Origin of the sequence: Streptomyces sp. NPDC060232 (assembly GCF_042726555.1) — a bacterium.
Lineage (GTDB): Bacteria > Actinomycetota > Actinomycetes > Streptomycetales > Streptomycetaceae > Streptomyces.
This window is the reverse complement of sequence record NZ_JBHXAG010000045.1, coordinates 1-17,124: the sequence shown is the minus strand read 5'-3', so window position 1 is coordinate 17,124 and position 17,124 is coordinate 1. Positions and strand designations below refer to the sequence as shown.

Here is a 17,124-nt window from a genome sequence, read left to right as displayed (position 1 = left end):
TGACCCTGCCGCGGTGCAGCCGCCCACCGCGCCCGACCTGGCCAACGGCACCCCGGCATCGTCCGCCGCCGACGCCCGCAGCGCGGACGTCCGGCCCACCGAACCGGCGCCCGGCTCGCCCGACCCGCACACCCACTCGGCCGCCCCGGCCACCGGGCGCGGATCCGCCGCCGACGCCCACACCGGCGGGATCACGGCCGAGCACTCCCCGACCCCGGAATCCGCCCCCCGGGTGCCGTCCCCGCAGCCGGCCGCAGCCGACGCCGGGGCAACCGCCACCGTGCCGCGGCAGAAAGTCGGCACTCCCAGAGCCCGCACCGGTTGGCCGGGCTTCATCCGACCGGAGCCGACCGCCGGACCCGACCCCCTGGACCACCCCGACCCGGCCCTCGCCGCCGAGGCCGCGGCGGTGGAGAACCTCCTCCGGTGCTGGGTCCGCGAATCCGGACTCCACCGCCCCGACGGCCGCACCGGAAGCCCACTGCGCATCCCCCTTCCCGCATCCGGCACCGCCGTGGTGGTCGGCGTCCGCCACTGGTCCCATGCGGGCTGGCACCGCTTCGGTCCCGCCCGCCTCGAAGGCACCGCGCCCACCGCGCCGTGCCTGGACGCCGTCACCCTCGCCGCACTCATCGCCCGTGAGGGTGCGGGCGACGGCCGCAGCGGCTCCGACCTCGTCGGCCGGGTCGCCGACTCGGTGCGCCGTACCACCGAGTTCATCACCGACCGGCGAGTGCGCCCCACCGCCCCGGCCCCCGCCTGCGCGGACCGCTTCCTCACCGCCGAACAGTCACTCCTCCTCGGCCACCCCCTTCAGCCGGACCCGAAGAGCCGCGAAGGACTCTCCGAGAGCGAGGCCCGTCACTACTCGCCCGAACTCCACGGCTCCTTCCCCCTTCACTGGTTCGCCGTCGATCCCTCCGTACTCGCCACCGAATCCGCCTGGACCGAGCGCGGCCGCCCCGTCTCCGCGCCGCAACTCCTCGGCCGCCTCACCCCCGGACTTCCACTGCCCGACGGCACCACCCCCCTTCCCCTGCACCCCTGGCAGGCCCGCGAACTCCTCCAGCGCCCCTCCGTCACCACCCTCCGCGACGCGGGACTCCTGCACGACCTGGGCCCGCACGGAGAGGCCTGGTACCCGACCTCCTCCGTCCGCACCGTCCACCGGCCAGGCGCCCCCGCGATGCTGAAGCTCTCCCTGAGCCTGCGCATCACCAACTCCCGCCGCGAGAACCTCCGCAAGGAACTCCACCGGGGCGTGGAGGTGCACCGACTGCTCCGCACCGGCCTCGCCGAGCAGTGGCAGGCGGCCCACCCCGGCTTCGACATCGTCCGCGACCCGGCCTGGGTGGCCGTGGACGCCCCGGACGGCACCCCCGTCCCCGGCCTCGACGCCCTGCTCCGTCACAACCCCTTCCGCTCGGGCGACGACGCCGTCTGCATCGCCGCGCTCACCTCTCCCCGCCCATGGCCCGGCCGGACCACCATGAGCTCCCGGCTCGCCGAGATCGTCACCGGCCTCGCCTCCGCCACCGGACACACCACCTCAGCCGTTGCCGCCGAGTGGTTCCTGCGCTACCTCGACCACGTGGTCCTGCCGGTTCTCGCCTTCGACGCCCTCGCCGGTATCGCCCTCGAAGCGCACCAGCAGAACACGCTGGTCCTCCTCGACCCCGCCGGCTGGCCCACCGGCGGCCGCTACCGCGACAACCAGGGCTACTACTTCCGAGAATCCCGCCGCGCGGAGCTGGAGCGACGGCTCCCCGGCATCGGCGGCCGCAGCGACACCTTCGTCTCCGACTCCGTCACCGACGAACGCTTCGCCTACTACCTCGGCATCAACAACGTGCTCGGCCTCATCGGTGCCTTCGGCTCCCAGCGCCTCGCCGACGAACGCGTCCTCCTCGCCGCCTTCCGCCGCTTCCTCGCCAAGGCCGCAGGCCTCGGCCCCCTGCCCACACGGCTGCTCGACTCGCCCACCCTGCGTTGCAAGGCGAACCTGCTCACCCGCCTGGGCGGTCTCGACGAGCTGGTCGGCCCCGTCGACAGCCAGTCCGTCTACGTCACCATCACCAACCCCCTTCACGATTGACGCGTCGGTGCCCGACGCGGAGGAGAACCCCCCGATGACCCTCACGGACACCGCCGCCGACCTCGCCGGACCAGGCCTCGACGCCCCTGACACAGTCGACGCCCTCGGCGCCCGCCGGACCAACGCACCACGCCTCAACGCCGAGCTGCTGCCCCTGCTCGCCGAGGCGGACCTGCTCGATTCACCGGCCACCTGGGGCAGCGTCACCACCCGGGCCGGAGCCTTCCGCCTCGAACCCGTACGGCCGGGCCGCGACCTGGAACTCCTCACCGCGTGGATGAACGATCCCGAAGTGGCCGCCTATTGGGAGCTCGCCGGCCCCGCCGCGGTCACCGCGGCCCACCTGCGGTCCCAGCTCGACGGCGACGGCCGGAGCATCCCCTGCCTCGGCCTCCTCGACGGCACGCCGATGAGCTACTGGGAGATCTACCGGGCCGACCTCGACCCACTCTCCCGGCACTATCCGGCGCGCCCCCACGACACGGGTATCCACCTGCTCATCGGAGACGGCACGAACCGGGGCCGCGGGCTGGGCACGGCCCTGCTCCGTGCCGTCGCCGACCTGGTACTCGGCAACCGCCCCCGCTGCACACGCGTCGTCGCGGAACCGGACATCCGCAACACCCCCTCCGTCTCGGCCTTCCTCAGCTCAGGCTTCCGCTGCCATGCGGAAATCGACCTTCCCGAGAAGCGCGCCGCCCTGATGGTCCGGGAGCGGGTGCTGCGCAATCTCCTCTGATCGCCGCACCGCACGCCCCGACCGTCGTCGTCGCTCCGCACCTCTCCCTTCGAAAACTCTGCGTCGCGCAGTAAGGTTCCCGATCTTCGAGGAGTCTCGTGCCGAACTCTTCCGCAGCCCCCGACCCGACGCAGCCGGTCCTGTCGCCGTCGCCCCAACACCCCCGCACGCCACCCGAACTCACGCTCCCGACGTGGGACTTCGCCGCCCGTAGGGCTTCTCGCCAAGCTACTCGCCGAATTCGCCTACGAGGAGATCATCCGCCCTGTCCCTGTCCGCGTCCCTGTCCCCATCCCCGCTCCCGGTCCCGCCCCGGCCGCCGCCGGCGGCGCATGGGCCCTGACCCTCGATGACGGCAGCAGCCTCGGCTTCCGCGCCCGCCGACGCGTGTACGGCAGCTGGCATGTCACGCCGGACACCATCACCCTCAGCCCACCCCCGCCCGCGCCGGCCGCCCCGACCCCCTTCGGCGACCCGTACGACTTCCTCGTCCGCGCCCGCACCCTCCTCGGCCTCGACGGAGCCAACCTCGGCCACCTCGTCCGCGAGCTGAGTGCCACCCTGGCCGCCGACGCACGGATCGACCACACCGCCCTCACCGCCGACGTCCTCGCCGACCTCGACTACGCCGCCCTCGAAGGCCATCAGACCGGGCACCCCTGGCTCGTCCTCAACAAGGGCCGCATCGGACTGTCCTCCTCCGACACCGCGGCGTGGGCCCCCGAGGCCCGCAACCGCCAGCGCCTGCCCTGGCTCGCCGCCCACACCTCGCTCGCCGCCTACCGCGGCACCGCCGGTCTGGAGGACCCCGCCCGCCTCTACTCCGTCGAGCTCGCCCCGGCCACCCGTGCGGCCTTCGACCAGGCCCTTCGCGACCGCGGCCTCGACCCGCTGCGCTACCTCTACTTCCCCGTGCACCCCTGGCAGTGGGACGAGGTAGTCCTCCCCCTCTTCGCCCCGGCGCTCGCCTCCGGCGACCTCGTCCCGCTCTCCGCCGATCCGGACGCCCGCCTGCCCCAGCAGTCGATCCGCACGTTCCTCAACCTCAGCCGACCCGACCGGCACAGCGTCAAACTCCCCCTGTCCGTCTTCAACACCATGGTCTGGCGCGGACTGCCCTCCGACCTCGCCCTCGCGGCGCCCGCCGTCACCGCCTGGATCCACTCCCTCCGCGACGCCGACCCCTTCCTGCGCGACGAGTGCCGGGTCATCCTGCTCGGCGAGGTAGCCTCCGTCACCGTCCGCCACCCTGTCTACGACCGGCTTCCCGAGGTCCCGTACCAGTACAAGGAACTCTTGGGCGCGATCTGGCGCGAGCCCCTCACCGGCCTCCTCGCCCCGGGGGAGCGCGCCCGCACGCTCGCCTCACTGCTCCACACCGACCCGCGCGGCCGGTCCTTCACCGCCGAGCTCGTCAGCCGTTCCGGTCTGACGCCCACCGTCTGGCTGCAACGGCTCTTCGCCGCCGTCCTGCCCCCGCTGCTCCACTTCCTCTACCGCTACGGCACCGTCTTCTCCCCGCACGGCGAGAACGCCGTTGTGATCTTCGACGAGCACGACGTACCGGTCCGGCTCGCGGTCAAGGACTTCGCGGACGACGTCAACATCAGTGACGAGCCGCTGCCCGAGCTGGCCTCCGTTCCCGCCGAGGTCCGGGCCGTCCTGCTCACCGAGCCCGCCGACTTCCTGCCGCAGTTCATCCATTCCGGACTGTTCATCGGAGTCTTCCGCTATCTGTCGGCCCTCTGCGAGGACCGCCTCGACGTCCCGGAGGTCGATTTCTGGGCGCTCGTACGGGCCGAGATTCTGCGCCACCAGGCCCGCTTCCCCCAGCTCAAGGAGCGCTACGAGCTCTTCGACCTGCTCGGGGCGCGCATCACAAGGCTGTGTCTCAACAGGAACCGGCTGTACGAGGACGGCTACCGCGACCGCCCCGACCGCCCGCACGCCGTGCGATACGGCACCGTGGCCAACCCCCTCCACCGGCCATGAATCCCCGTCGGTGTGTGCCGGGTGTCAGCGGAGCCCCGTAGGGTTGGCAGTGCTATGACGAAGCCCTCCCTCCCCGACCTGCTGCACGCCGCCGTCTCCGCCGTCGGCGGCACGGAGCGCCCCGGCCAGGTGGCCATGGCCGAAGCCGTCGCCGAAGCGATCGACGACAACTCCCACCGGCTCATCCAGGCCGGTACGGGCACCGGTAAGTCACTCGGCTACCTGGTGCCGGCCCTCGCCCACGGCGAGCGTGTGGTCGTGGCCACCGCGACCCTCGCCCTGCAGCGGCAGCTCGTCGAGCGTGACCTGCCCCGGACGGTGGACGCACTGCATCCGCAGCTGCGCCGCCGGCCGCAGTTCGCCATGCTCAAGGGCCGGTCCAACTACCTGTGCCTGCACCGCCTGCACGAGGGCGCGCCGCAGGACGAGGAAGAGGGCCTCTTCGACCAGTTCGAGGCGGCGACCCCCACGAGCAAGCTCGGCAAGGACCTGCTGCGCCTGCGTGACTGGGCCGACGAGACGGAGACCGGCGACCGCGACGACCTGACACCTGGGGTGTCGGACAAGGCCTGGTCGCAGATCTCCGTCTCCTCCCGCGAGTGTCTGGGTGCGACGAAGTGCGCGTACGGGGCCGAGTGCTTCGCCGAGGCCGCACGCGAGCGGGCCAAGCTCGCGGACGTGGTCGTCACCAATCACGCGCTGCTGGCCATCGACGCCATCGAGGGCGCGCCGGTGCTCCCGCAGCATGAGGTGCTGATCGTGGACGAGGCCCACGAGCTGGTCTCCAGGGTGACCGGCGTCGCCACCGGCGAACTCACGCCCGGCCAGGTCAATCGTGCCGTGAAGCGCTCCGCCAAGCTGGTCGACGAGAAGATCGCGGACGCGCTGCAGACCGCCTCCGAATCCTTCGAGCGCGTCATGGAGCTTGCGCTCCCGGGCCGCCTGGAGCAGATTCCCGAGGACCTCGGCTACGCCCTGATGTCCCTGCGGGACGCCGCTCGCAATGTGATCTCGGCGATCGGCGCCACCCGCGACAAGTCCGTCCACGACGAGGACGCGGTCCGCAAGCAGGCCCTGGCGGCGGTGGAGAGCATTCACACGGTGGCGGAGCGGATCACGAACGGCTCCGAGTACGACGTCGTCTGGTACGAGCGCCACGACCGCTTCGGCGCCACCCTCCGGGTCGCCCCGCTGTCGGTGTCCGGGCTGCTGCGCGAGAAGCTCTTCGAGGACCGTTCGGTGGTCCTGACCTCGGCCACCCTGAAGATCGGCGGCGACTTCAACGGTGTCGCCGCGTCTTTGGGGCTGTCCCCGGAGGGCGTCGAGGGGGACGACGTGCCCGTGTGGAAGGGCCTGGACGTCGGCTCTCCCTTCGACTACCCGAAGCAGGGCATCCTGTATGTCGCCAAGCATCTGGCCACGCCGGGCCGTGAGGGCACCCGCGGCGACATGATGGACGAGCTCGCCGAGCTGATCGAGGCGGCGGGCGGACGCACCCTCGGGTTGTTCTCCTCCATGCGCGGCGCCAAGGCGGCCGCGGAGGAGCTGCGCGGCAGGATCGACAACCCGATCCTGCTCCAGGGCGAGGAAACGCTCGGCGAACTGATCAAGGCCTTCGCCGCCGACCCGAAGACCTGCCTGTTCGGAACGCTGTCGCTGTGGCAGGGCGTGGACGTGCCCGGTCCCAGCTGCCAGCTGGTGGTCATGGACCGGATCCCCTTCCCCCGCCCCGACGACCCGCTGATGAGCGCACGGCAGAAGTCGGTGGAGGAGCACGGGGGCAACGGCTTCATGGCCGTCGCCGCCACGCACGCCGCGCTGCTGATGGCGCAGGGCGCGGGCCGGCTCGTACGGGCCACGGGGGACCGGGGCGTCGTCGCGGTCCTGGACCCCCGCCTGGCCACGGCCCGGTACGGGAGCTTCCTGCGGGCCACGCTGCCGGACTTCTGGTACACCACGGACCGCAACCAGGTCCGCCGCTCGCTCGCCGCGATCGACGCGACCGCCCAAGCCGACGGCAAGTAGTACTCGGGAGCACGAAGGGCGCCCATCCACGGGGCGACCCAAGCGGCGGGCAGCCGTGTGCGCGAGAGCGGCGGCGGTTTGGCCGCAAGGAACAGAACAACCCCCGGGACCGGCGCAGTGGGTCCCGGGGGTTGGCTAGGGAGTGGCGGGGTCAGACGCGGCGCAGGACCGCGACGACCTTGCCGAGAATGGTCGCCTCGTCGCCGGGGATCGGCTGGTAGGCGGCGTTGTGCGGGAGGAGCCAGACGTGGCCGTCCTCGCGCTTGAAGCGCTTGACGGTGGCTTCGCCGTCGAGCATCGCGGCGACGATGTCGCCGTTCTCGGCGACGGGCTGGCGGCGGACGGTGACCCAGTCCCCGTCGCAGATGGCGGCTTCGATCATCGAGTCGCCGACGACCTTGAGGACGAAGAGCTCGCCGTCGCCGACGAGCTGGCGGGGGAGCGGGAACACGTCCTCGACCGACTCCTCGGCGAGGATCGGGCCGCCGGCCGCGATCCGGCCGACCAGGGGAACGTAGGAGGCGGCGGGCTTGCCGGTGGTGTCCGTGGGCTGCGAGCTGGGCTGGTCCGAGCCGCGCACCTCGTAGGCCCTGGGCCGGTGCGGGTCGCGGCGCAGGAAGCCCTTGCGCTCCAGGGCCATCAGCTGGTGTGCCACGGACGACGTGCTGGACAGGCCGACGGCCTGGCCGATCTCCCGCATCGACGGCGGGTAGCCGCGACGCTGCACGGAGTCGCGAATGACCTCGATGACCCTCCGCTGCCGGTCCGTGAGCCCGGAGCTGTCGGCGCGGATGCCTGGAGGTCGACCTGGCAGCGAGCGGGCGGGGCGCACTGCGGCCTCCGCGTCCGGGTTCAGGTTTGCGTCGTTCATGGCATGCACCGGCTCAAGTCGGCTCTGGGAGCGGTTCTGGGCAGTGATGGCGGCACTGTCTGCGGTGGTGGTCACGTCGGTCGGCCCCTCTCGAAATGTTCTCCCTAGCTGGACAACGGTAGTTGCTTTCGAAAGGTTGCGCCAAACACACGTTCGAGTGAAAAATCGCAGATCGCCCTGCGTGGGTAAAACGCGGGGTGTATAGGCGATCGGATCGACGAACGAGGGTTCGGTCCGTCTCCCGCTGCTTACGGTACCCTTCCCGGTCGGGTCGCCGCCGTCCGGCCCTGCGCCCAGTGTGGCATCGGCATGCCCCGTATCCGGCTATCGGACGCCGCGACACGCAGAGGCATCCAAATCCACCGCAACCCAAGATCTAGTGGTTGGATGAGCGCGGCCACCCAGAAGTTGTGGTCCCCGGGTCTGCTGAGACTCCCGGGATCGCATATGCTTGGGGCTGCTCCGCGAGCCCCCGACAGAGTCCGTCTCCGTCGTTCAGGGGCTCCGCGGGGTGATTCAGTCGTGCCGAGAAGGAGGGTGAGGGAACCATGCACTGCCCCTTCTGCAGGCACCCCGACAGCCGCGTCGTCGACAGCCGCACCACGGACGACGGCACCTCGATCCGCCGGCGCCGTCAGTGCCCCGACTGCTCCCGTCGTTTCACGACGGTGGAGACGGCCTCGCTGATGGTGATCAAGCGCAGCGGGGTGACCGAGCCCTTCAGTCGTACCAAGGTCATCTCCGGCGTGCGCAAGGCGTGCCAGGGGCGGCCCGTCACCGAGGACGCCCTCGCCAAGCTCGGCCAGCGGGTCGAGGAGGCGGTGCGCGCCACCGGCAGTGCCGAGCTGACCACCCATGACGTGGGTCTGGCCATACTCGGCCCGTTGCAGGAACTCGACCTGGTCGCGTACCTGCGCTTCGCGTCCGTTTACAAAGCGTTCGACACCCTCGAAGACTTCGAGACCGCCATCGCGGAACTGCGCGTGCCGCGGCCTCACCCCGAGTGCGAGCACGGCGGGACCGGTTCGGTCCCCGTGCCCGCCTCCGCCGCCGACTGACCGGGCTGCCCGCGGCGTGGTGCTCGTGCACCGGGTCGTGGCCGGTCGGCCGTGCGAAGAGACGTAGATACAGAGACACAGCACTGTGCCGCGGAATATCGCTGGCACTTTAGGGCGTTTTTGCCCGCATATGGGAGGCAGCGGCATGACAGAGACGGCGAGCAGCTCGGCACGTGGTTCCCGCACCAAGGGGACCAAGGCTGCCAAGGGCGGCCTGCGTATCGAGCGCATCCACACCACCCCCGGCGTGCACCCTTACGACGAGGTGAACTGGGAGCGCCGCGACGTCGTCATGACCAACTGGCGCGACGGCTCGGTCAACTTCGAGCAGCGCGGCGTCGAGTTCCCCGACTTCTGGTCGGTGAACGCGGTCAACATCGTCACCAGCAAGTACTTCCGCGGCGCGGTCGGCACCCCGCAGCGCGAGACCGGTCTGAAGCAGCTGATCGACCGGATCGTGAAGACGTACACGAAGGCCGGCGAGGACCACGACTACTTCTCGTCGCCCGCCGACGCGGAGATCTTCGAGCACGAGCTGACCTACGCCCTCCTGCACCAGATCTTCAGCTTCAACTCCCCGGTGTGGTTCAACGTCGGCACGCCCCAGCCGCAGCAGGTCTCCGCCTGCTTCATCCTGTCCGTCGACGACTCCATGGAGTCGATCCTCGACTGGTACAAGGAAGAGGGCATGATCTTCAAGGGCGGCTCCGGCGCCGGCCTGAACCTCTCCCGCATCCGCTCCTCCAAGGAGCTCCTCTCCTCCGGCGGCAACGCCTCCGGCCCGGTCTCCTTCATGCGCGGCGCCGACGCGTCCGCCGGGACGATCAAGTCGGGCGGCGCCACCCGCCGCGCGGCCAAGATGGTCGTCCTGGACGTGGACCACCCGGACGTCGAGGCCTTCATCGAGACCAAGGTGAAGGAGGAGGAGAAGATCCGCGCCCTGCGTGACGCGGGCTTCGACATGGACCTGGGCGGCGACGACATCACGTCCGTCCAGTACCAGAACGCCAACAACTCCGTCCGCGTGAACGACGAGTTCATGACGGCCGTCGAGAACGGCACCGAGTTCGGCCTGCGGGCCCGTATGACCGGCGAGGTCATCGAGAAGGTCGACGCCAAGGCGCTCTTCCGCAAGCTGGCCGAGGCCGCGTGGGCCTGCGCCGACCCGGGCATCCAGTACGACGGCGTGATCAACAACTGGCACACCTGCCCCGAGTCCGGCCGCATCACCGCGTCCAACCCCTGCAGCGAGTACATGCACCTGGACAACACGTCCTGCAACCTCGCCTCGCTGAACCTGATGAAGTTCCTGAACGACGACGGCAAGGGCGACCAGTCCTTCGACGCCGAGCGCTTCGCCAAGGTCGTCGAGCTCGTCATCACCGCGATGGACATCTCCATCTGCTTCGCGGACTTCCCGACGCAGAAGATCGGCGAGAACACCCGCGCCTTCCGCCAGCTGGGCATCGGCTACGCCAACCTCGGCGCTCTGCTGATGGCCACCGGCCACGCGTACGACTCGGACGGCGGCCGCACCCTCGCCGCTTCGATCACCTCGCTGATGACCGGTACCGCGTACAAGCGATCCGCCGAGCTGGCCGCCATCGTCGGCCCGTACGACGGCTACGCCCGCAACGCAGAGGCGCACAAGCGCGTCATGAAGCAGCACGCAGACGCCAACGCCGTCGCGCCGCGCACCGACGACCTGGACAACTCGATCTGGGCCGCGGCCACCGAGGCCTGGCAGGACGTCCTGCGCCTCGGCGAGAAGAACGGCTTCCGTAACTCCCAGGCCTCCGTCCTCGCGCCGACCGGCACCATCGGTCTCGCGATGTCCTGCGACACCACCGGTGTCGAGCCGGACCTGGCCCTGGTCAAGTTCAAGAAGCTCGTCGGCGGCGGCTCGATGCAGATCGTCAACGGCACCGTCCCGCAGGCCCTGCGCCGCCTGGGGTACCAGGAGGAGCAGGTCGAGGCGATCGTCGCCCACATCGCCGAGCACGGCGTGGTCGTCGACGCCCCGGGCCTGAAGACCGAGCACTACGAGGTCTTCGACTGCGCCATGGGCGAGCGTTCCATCTCCGCGATGGGCCACGTCCGGATGATGGCGGCGATCCAGCCCTGGATCTCCGGCGCGATCTCGAAGACGGTCAACATGCCGGAGTCGGCGACCGTCGAGGAGATCGAGGAGATCTACTTCGAGGCCTGGAAGCTCGGCGTCAAGGCGCTCGCGATCTACCGCGACAACTGCAAGGTCGGCCAGCCCCTCTCCGCCAAGAAGAAGGAAGAGGAGAAGGAGGAGGTCACCGCCAAGACGGAGGAGACCATCCGCGCCGCCGTCGAGAAGGTCATCGAGTACCGTCCGGTCCGCAAGCGCCTCCCCAAGGGCCGCCCGGGCATCACCACTTCCTTCACCGTGGGCGGCGCCGAGGGCTACATGACGGCGAACTCCTACCCGGACGACGGTCTGGGCGAGGTCTTCCTGAAGATGTCCAAGCAGGGCTCGACCCTCGCGGGCATGATGGACGCCTTCTCGATCGCCGTCTCGGTCGGCCTCCAGTACGGCGTGCCGCTGGAGACCTACGTCTCGAAGTTCACGAACATGCGCTTCGAGCCGGCCGGCATGACGGACGACCCGGACGTGCGGATGGCCCAGTCGATCGTCGACTACATCTTCCGTCGCCTGGCGCTGGACTTCCTGCCCTTCGAGACCCGCTCGGCCCTCGGCATCCACACTGCCGAGGAGCGTCAGCGCCACCTGGAGACCGGCTCCTACGAGCCGCTCGAGGAGGAGCTGGACACCGAGACGCTGGCGCAGTCGGCCCCGCTCGCCGCGGTGCCGTCGGCCCCGAAGCAGGCCCCGGTCGCCGTCCCGGCCCCGGAGCGGAGGACGGCCCACAGCAGCGCCGAACTGGTCGAGATGCAGCTCGGCGTCTCCGCGGACGCCCCGCTCTGCTTCTCCTGCGGCACGAAGATGCAGCGCGCCGGCTCCTGCTACATCTGCGAGGGCTGCGGCTCCACCAGCGGCTGCAGCTGACGCCGGGCGGAGGTAGTCCGCGCGGGTAGCTGACCAGCAGCTCACGAAGGGGACCGGCCTCAGGCCGGTCCCCTTCGTGTGTCGGCCGTCAGCGGTGGCGATCATTGTGCGGGGCGCTGACGTGCCCCGGCCCGGGATTTCGCGGGCCGTGCGAGGCCGGAAGGCAGCGGGGGGAGAGGGGGATGGGGAACATGTGGAGCGGTGACGAGCTGGACCTGGACGCGTATCTGACGCGGATCGGCCTCGGGGAGGGTTCCGGGGCGGTGGGGGAACTCCGTCCGGACCTCCCCACGTTGTACGCAGTGCACCGGGCCCACACCGCCGCCATCACCTTCGAGAGCCTGGACGTCCTGCTCGGCCGCCCCGTCGCGCTGGACGTGCCGTCGATCGAGGAGAAGCTCGTGCGCAGCCGCCGCGGCGGCTACTGCTACGAGCAGAACTCGCTGCTGGCCGCCGCCCTGGAGCGGATCGGCTTCGAGGTCTCCGGGCGCGGGGCCCGCAACCGCACCCGCGGGGACTCGCTGCTGGCAGTGACCCATGCGGTCCTCGTCGTGACCGTCGACGGCGTGGAATGGCTGTGCGACGCCGGGTTCGGCCACCAGGGGCCCCGCGAGCCCGTTCCGCTGGGGCGTGCCGGCGCCGAGGTGGAGCAGGGGGAGTGGACGTACCGCATCCGAGAGGAGGCTGACGGGGTCCTCGCACTGTGCATGCTGCGCGGGGAGACCTGGCGGGACCTTTACGCCTTCTCCCCGCAGCGGTACCACCCCGTCGACTACGTCGTGCTCAACCACTACAGCTCCGGTCACCCCCGTTCCTCCTTCGTCGGGCGGGTGATCGTCCAGCGTCCCGGCGACTATGTCCGCCGGGCGCTCGTCGGGCGGGAGCTCACCACCCTGCATCCCGACGGCAGGACCGAGCGACGGCTCGTCGGCGCGGACGATCTCCTCGCAGTGCTCGACCGCGAGTTCGGTCTTCGGCTGCCCGATCGGGACGCGGCGGAACTGGTGGGGATGTACCCCGCCGGGGACTGACCGGGGCCGCGCCTGGCCCGTACGATGGCGCAGTGCTGGTCAAGTGGATTCGCTGCACGGTGACGGACCGACGCGGGTTCGAGCGCGGACAGCGAAAATGGGCGGGGCTGCCGGGCGAGCCGGGATTCCGGGGGCAGGGCGGCGGCTGGAGCAGAGGCCGGCAGGGGGTCGCGCATGTCTTCGCGTTCTGGGAGAGCCGGTCCTTCTACGACTCCTTCATGGCGCGCTCTCACGACAGACTGGCCGCCGCCCAGAACGGTACCTACACCGATCTGCGGGTCACCCTCTTCGACCACCGCTTCGACGTGAAGACCGGTTTCGAGCCGCGCTTCACCGATGCCGACGTGGTCCGGGTCGCGCACACCCGGGTCCGGGAGGGCCGGGTCGACCACTTCGCCCTCATGCAGGAGAAGGTGTGGAATCCGGCGATGGCGGGCTCGCCCGGAATGATCCGGGGCCTCTTCGGCGAGGCCCCGGGCCGGGAGTTCCTGGTGCTCTCCATGTGGCACGCCGCCGCAGAGCACGGGAAGTACCGGCAGGAGCGGGTCGAGCGGCTGTCCCTGCGTGCCCAGATCCAGGCGGACGTGGAAGCCCTCACCGGAGACGTCGTCGACCTCGAACCGTCCTGGACGGTGTGACCGTATGACGAGCGCCAGGCCGACCGGCGTGCCCGGTCGGCCGGCCCGGCGGTGGCCGAATAGGGTCGTGGGATGGTTCGACCACGGCGCATCGTCCTTGTCCGACACGGGGAATCGGAGGGAAACGCCGACGACTCGGTGTACGAGAGGGAACCCGACCACGCCCTGCGGCTGACCCGGAAGGGCCGCGAGCAGGCCGCGGCGGCCGGCGTCCGGCTGCGCGAGATCTTCGGCAACGAGACCATCAGCGCGTACGTCTCCCCCTACCGCCGGACCCTCCAGACCTTCCGCGAGCTCGGGCTCGACCCCACCCGGGTCCGGATGCGGGAGGAGCCGCGGCTGCGCGAGCAGGACTGGGGAAACTGGCAGGACCGGGCGGACGTGAAGCTCCAGAAGGCGTACCGGGACGCCTACGGGCACTTCTTCTACCGCTTCGCGCAGGGCGAGTCGGGGGCCGACGTGTACGACCGGGTCGGGTCCTTCCTGGAGAGCCTCTACCGCAGTTTCGAGGCCCCGGACCATCCCCAGAACGTGCTGCTGGTGACGCACGGGCTGACGATGCGGCTGTTCTGCATGCGCTGGTTCCACTGGTCGGTGGCCGAATTCGAGGCCCTGTCCAATCCCGGGAACGGCGATTTCCGGATGCTCCTGCTGGGTCCCGACGGCCGGTACCGGATGGACCGCCCGTTTGAGCGGTGGACCACACCGGAGCCTTATGACCTGGACGGCTAGAGTGACCCGCGATGACGCCTGACTCCACTCCCGAACGGCGCTACGCACGCGCCATGGCCAGCCTCCGCGGGCTGGCGCTGGGTGACGCCCTCGGCTCCCAGTACTTCGTCCCCGTGAACTACCCGCTGCTCAAGCGGCGCGAGGTGCCCTCCGGCACCGAGACGTGGCAGTGGACCGACGACACCGAGATGGCCTGCTCGGTGGTGGCCGTGCTCGCCAGGCACGGACGGATCGATCAGGACGCGCTCGCGCTGTCCTTCGCCCACCACCACGACTTCGACCGCGGCTACGGGCCCGCGGTGAACCGGATGCTGCGTCTGGTGCGGGAGGGCGCGGACTGGCGCACGCTGGCCGCCGAACTGTTCAACGGGCAGGGCTCGTGGGGCAACGGCGCCGCCATGCGGATCGCACCGCTGGGCGCCTGGTACGCCGACGATCCGGAGCAGGCCACGCACCAGGCGGAGATCTCCGCCTATACGACCCATCAGCACCGCGAGGCGGTGTGCGGGGCGATGGCCGTCGCGGCGGCGGCCGCGCTGGCCGCGGGTACGCAGGCCCCACCGAAGGCGGCCGACCTGCTGGACGGGGTGATCGCGCTCGTGCCCCGCAGTGCGGTGGGCGCCGGGCTGCGGCGTGCTAGGGACATGCTGGACTACGGCGACGCGACCACCGTCGCGGCCGTGCTGGGCTGCGGACGCCGCACGAGCGCCCACGACACCGTCCCGTTCGCCCTGTGGTCGGCGGCGCGGGCCCTGGACGATTACGAGCGGGCGTTCTGGACCACCGCGCAGGTGGGCGGGGACGTCGACACGACCTGCGCGATCGTGGGCGGCGTGCTGGGCGCGCGCGGGGACGCCGTGCTGCCGGCCGAGTGGCTGGCGCGCACCGAAGCCCTGCCGGCCTGGCTGCCGCAGACGGCGGTGTAACCCGCCCCGCGTTCCGCGCGCGGGGTGAAGGCCCGCCCTCCGATTGTCACGGTCCTGCCACAGCGCTCTTTTGATCCTGTTCAAAACCTTGTGCCTGCTGCCTACCCTGTCCCCATCGCCGCCCCGACGTGAACCTCGGGGCGGCAGACAGGGGAGGGGACCCGATGTCAGAGAACACCGGCGGGGCGGATGAAGCCCGGCCCGCGGCGGCGGCCGACGCGCAGGCCGCGACAGGGGATTCGCCCGCAGATCCAACTCCGGCCCCGGCCGGCGGCCCGCCCGCCGCCGCGGCGCTGCCCCAGCCGGGCGCACCCGCCGACGCCGCCGCATGGAGGGCCCAGCAGCAACATCAGCACCAGCAGCACCAGCGCCCATGGGGCGCCCCGGCCGCGCACTCATCCGCGAAGCCCTCCTGGGCCACGGTGGTGCGCCCCGCCGAGGCCGCCCCCGTCCGGACCCCGGCCCTGGTCGCCGTCCTCGCCTCCGGCCTCGCCGCCGCGCTCCTCCTGGCCGACGGCATGGGACCCGGCCTGCTGCTCGCGGTGGTGCCCGCCGCCGTCGCCGCGTACGTCGCCGCCCGCGCGGCCGGGCGTACGGCCCGGCCCTGGACACTGGCCTGGGTGATCGGCTGCCTTGCGCTCCTCGCCGTGCCCGCCCTGCGCGACTCCGCGTGGCCGTCCACGCTCGCGATCCTGGCCGCCGTACTGCTCGGCGCGCTCGCCCTCCACGGCAGCCGCACCTGGCCCGGGGTCTTCCTCAGCCCGCTCGGCTTCGTCGACTCCACCGTGTCCGGCACCGCCTGGATGCTCAAGGGGCTGCGCTCACGCGGCGGGATCGGCAAGGACCGCTGGCTGCCCGTCGCCAAGGCGGCCGCCGTGGCCGTCGCCCTGCTCGTGTCCTTCGGCGCGCTGTTCGCCTCCGCCGACGCGGCCTTCGCCGATCTCCTGGGCGGCCTGATACCCGACGTGTCGGTCGAGGACGGCCCCATCCGCTTCATGCTCTTCGTCCTCGGCGCGGTGATCGCGATCGCAGCGGCCCGCACCGCGGCCGCCCCGCTGCGCTGGGACCGGATCGAGGTGGCCCCGGGCCGGCCGCGCTCCCGCGTCGAATGGGCCCTTCCGCTCGTCGTGCTCAACCTGCTCTTCGCCGGCTTCAACGCCGTTCAGCTGGCCGTCCTGTTCGGCGGCTACGACAGGGTCCTGCAGAGCACCGGCCTCGGCCACGCCGAATACGCCCGACAGGGTTTCTGGCAGCTGCTCTGGGCCACCCTGCTCACCCTCGCCGTGATCGCGCTCGCTCTGCGCTGGGCCCCGCGCTCAGGGGCCGGCGACCGACGGCTCGTCCGGATCGTCCTCGGAACACTGTGCGCGATGACGCTCGTCGTGGTCGCCGCCGCGCTGCGCCGCATGGACTTCTACGTGGACGAATACGGGCTGACCCGGCTGCGGGTCTCGGTGGCCGCGATGGAGCTGTGGCTCGGGCTGGTCATCGTACTGATCATGGCGGCCGGGGTGTTCGGCGCGCGCTGGCTGCCCCGCGCGGTCGCCGGCAGCGCGGCCGCCGCGGTCCTGGCCTTCGCACTGCTGTCCCCGGACGGGATGGTCGCCGAGAGGAACGTTGCCCGCTTCGAGAAGGACCAGAAGATCGACCTGGCCTACTTCCAGTCCCTGTCGGCGGACGCCGTCCCCGCCCTGGACCGGCTGCCCGAGCCCCAGCGGTCCTGCGCTCTGCGCGGGATCAACGACGACATGGCCGGGGCCGGCGACGTCCCCTGGTATGCGATGAGCATGGGCGAGTACCAGGCCCGACAGATCCTGCGCGAGCGCCCGGTGACGGCGTCGTACGAGGCCTGCTCCCGCCTGGGCACCTTCGGCAGCCGCGTCGAGTACTAGGGTCTGTATCGAGTTGCCCCGTGGAGCAAGGAGCGGCGTTCGGTGCGTGCCCTCGGCGTGCGGGACGAATGTCCTCGTAGCGGAGCTA

At 71.2% G+C, this 17,124-nt stretch carries 11 protein-coding genes and 1 pseudogene; 11 read left to right on the top strand and 1 reads right to left on the bottom strand.

Features of this window, described 5'->3' with window-relative positions; genetic code table 11:
• The first annotated feature begins 190 nt into the window (after positions 1 to 190).
• From ACFWFZ_RS34025 to ACFWFZ_RS34010, 4 genes and pseudogenes are all read left to right on the top strand, one after another.
• Complete coding sequence (locus ACFWFZ_RS34025) at positions 191 to 2,095, top strand: IucA/IucC family protein (RefSeq protein ID WP_387127860.1); 1,905 nt, start codon at positions 191 to 193, stop codon at positions 2,093 to 2,095.
• Positions 2,096 to 2,129: 34 nt separating this feature from the next.
• Positions 2,130 to 2,834: a GNAT family N-acetyltransferase gene (locus tag ACFWFZ_RS34020; RefSeq protein ID WP_387127842.1), complete on the top strand. Its 705-nt coding sequence runs from the start codon at positions 2,130 to 2,132 to the stop codon at positions 2,832 to 2,834.
• A gap of 98 nt (positions 2,835 to 2,932) precedes the next feature.
• Positions 2,933 to 4,826: pseudogene (locus ACFWFZ_RS34015) on the top strand (IucA/IucC family protein).
• 54 nt (positions 4,827 to 4,880) lie between these two features.
• Entirely contained in the window at positions 4,881 to 6,851 is a 1,971-nt protein-coding gene (locus tag ACFWFZ_RS34010; RefSeq protein WP_387127840.1) for an ATP-dependent DNA helicase, read from the top strand.
• A gap of 151 nt (positions 6,852 to 7,002) precedes the next feature.
• Here the strand turns inward: ACFWFZ_RS34010 and lexA are convergent, their stop codons facing one another.
• On the bottom strand, positions 7,003 to 7,797 hold the full coding sequence (gene lexA, locus ACFWFZ_RS34005; RefSeq protein ID WP_030027001.1) for a transcriptional repressor LexA: 795 nt from the start codon (positions 7,795 to 7,797) through the stop codon (positions 7,003 to 7,005).
• 473 nt (positions 7,798 to 8,270) lie between these two features.
• Here lexA and nrdR point away from each other — a divergent pair, with 473 nt between their 5' ends.
• The 7 genes from nrdR to ACFWFZ_RS33970 all read left to right on the top strand — a co-directional run bounded on the left by nrdR (position 8,271) and on the right by ACFWFZ_RS33970 (position 17,036).
• The gene (gene nrdR / locus ACFWFZ_RS34000) at positions 8,271 to 8,780 is read left to right on the top strand and encodes a transcriptional regulator NrdR (RefSeq protein WP_387127837.1); all 510 of its coding nucleotides are present in this window, start codon (positions 8,271 to 8,273) and stop codon (positions 8,778 to 8,780) included.
• 145 nt (positions 8,781 to 8,925) lie between these two features.
• On the top strand, positions 8,926 to 11,817 hold the full coding sequence (locus tag ACFWFZ_RS33995) for a vitamin B12-dependent ribonucleotide reductase (RefSeq protein WP_387127835.1): 2,892 nt from the start codon (positions 8,926 to 8,928) through the stop codon (positions 11,815 to 11,817).
• Between the two features lie 182 nt (positions 11,818 to 11,999).
• The gene (locus ACFWFZ_RS33990) at positions 12,000 to 12,848 is read left to right on the top strand and encodes an arylamine N-acetyltransferase (protein ID WP_387127833.1); all 849 of its coding nucleotides are present in this window, start codon (positions 12,000 to 12,002) and stop codon (positions 12,846 to 12,848) included.
• Between the two features lie 32 nt (positions 12,849 to 12,880).
• Entirely contained in the window at positions 12,881 to 13,486 is a 606-nt protein-coding gene (locus ACFWFZ_RS33985) for a YdbC family protein (protein ID WP_319728923.1), read from the top strand.
• A 72-nt stretch (positions 13,487 to 13,558) separates the two neighbouring features.
• Positions 13,559 to 14,218, top strand: coding sequence for a histidine phosphatase family protein (locus ACFWFZ_RS33980; protein WP_387127830.1), 660 nt, complete (start codon positions 13,559 to 13,561; stop codon positions 14,216 to 14,218).
• An 11-nt stretch (positions 14,219 to 14,229) separates the two neighbouring features.
• Positions 14,230 to 15,144 (top strand): ADP-ribosylglycohydrolase family protein, encoded by a 915-nt coding sequence (locus ACFWFZ_RS33975; protein WP_387127828.1) that lies wholly within the window; start codon positions 14,230 to 14,232, stop codon positions 15,142 to 15,144.
• 164 nt (positions 15,145 to 15,308) lie between these two features.
• A complete protein-coding gene (locus ACFWFZ_RS33970) occupies positions 15,309 to 17,036 on the top strand; it encodes a DUF4173 domain-containing protein (protein ID WP_387127826.1) in 1,728 nt (575 codons plus the stop codon).
• The last annotated feature ends 88 nt before the right edge of the window (positions 17,037 to 17,124 follow it).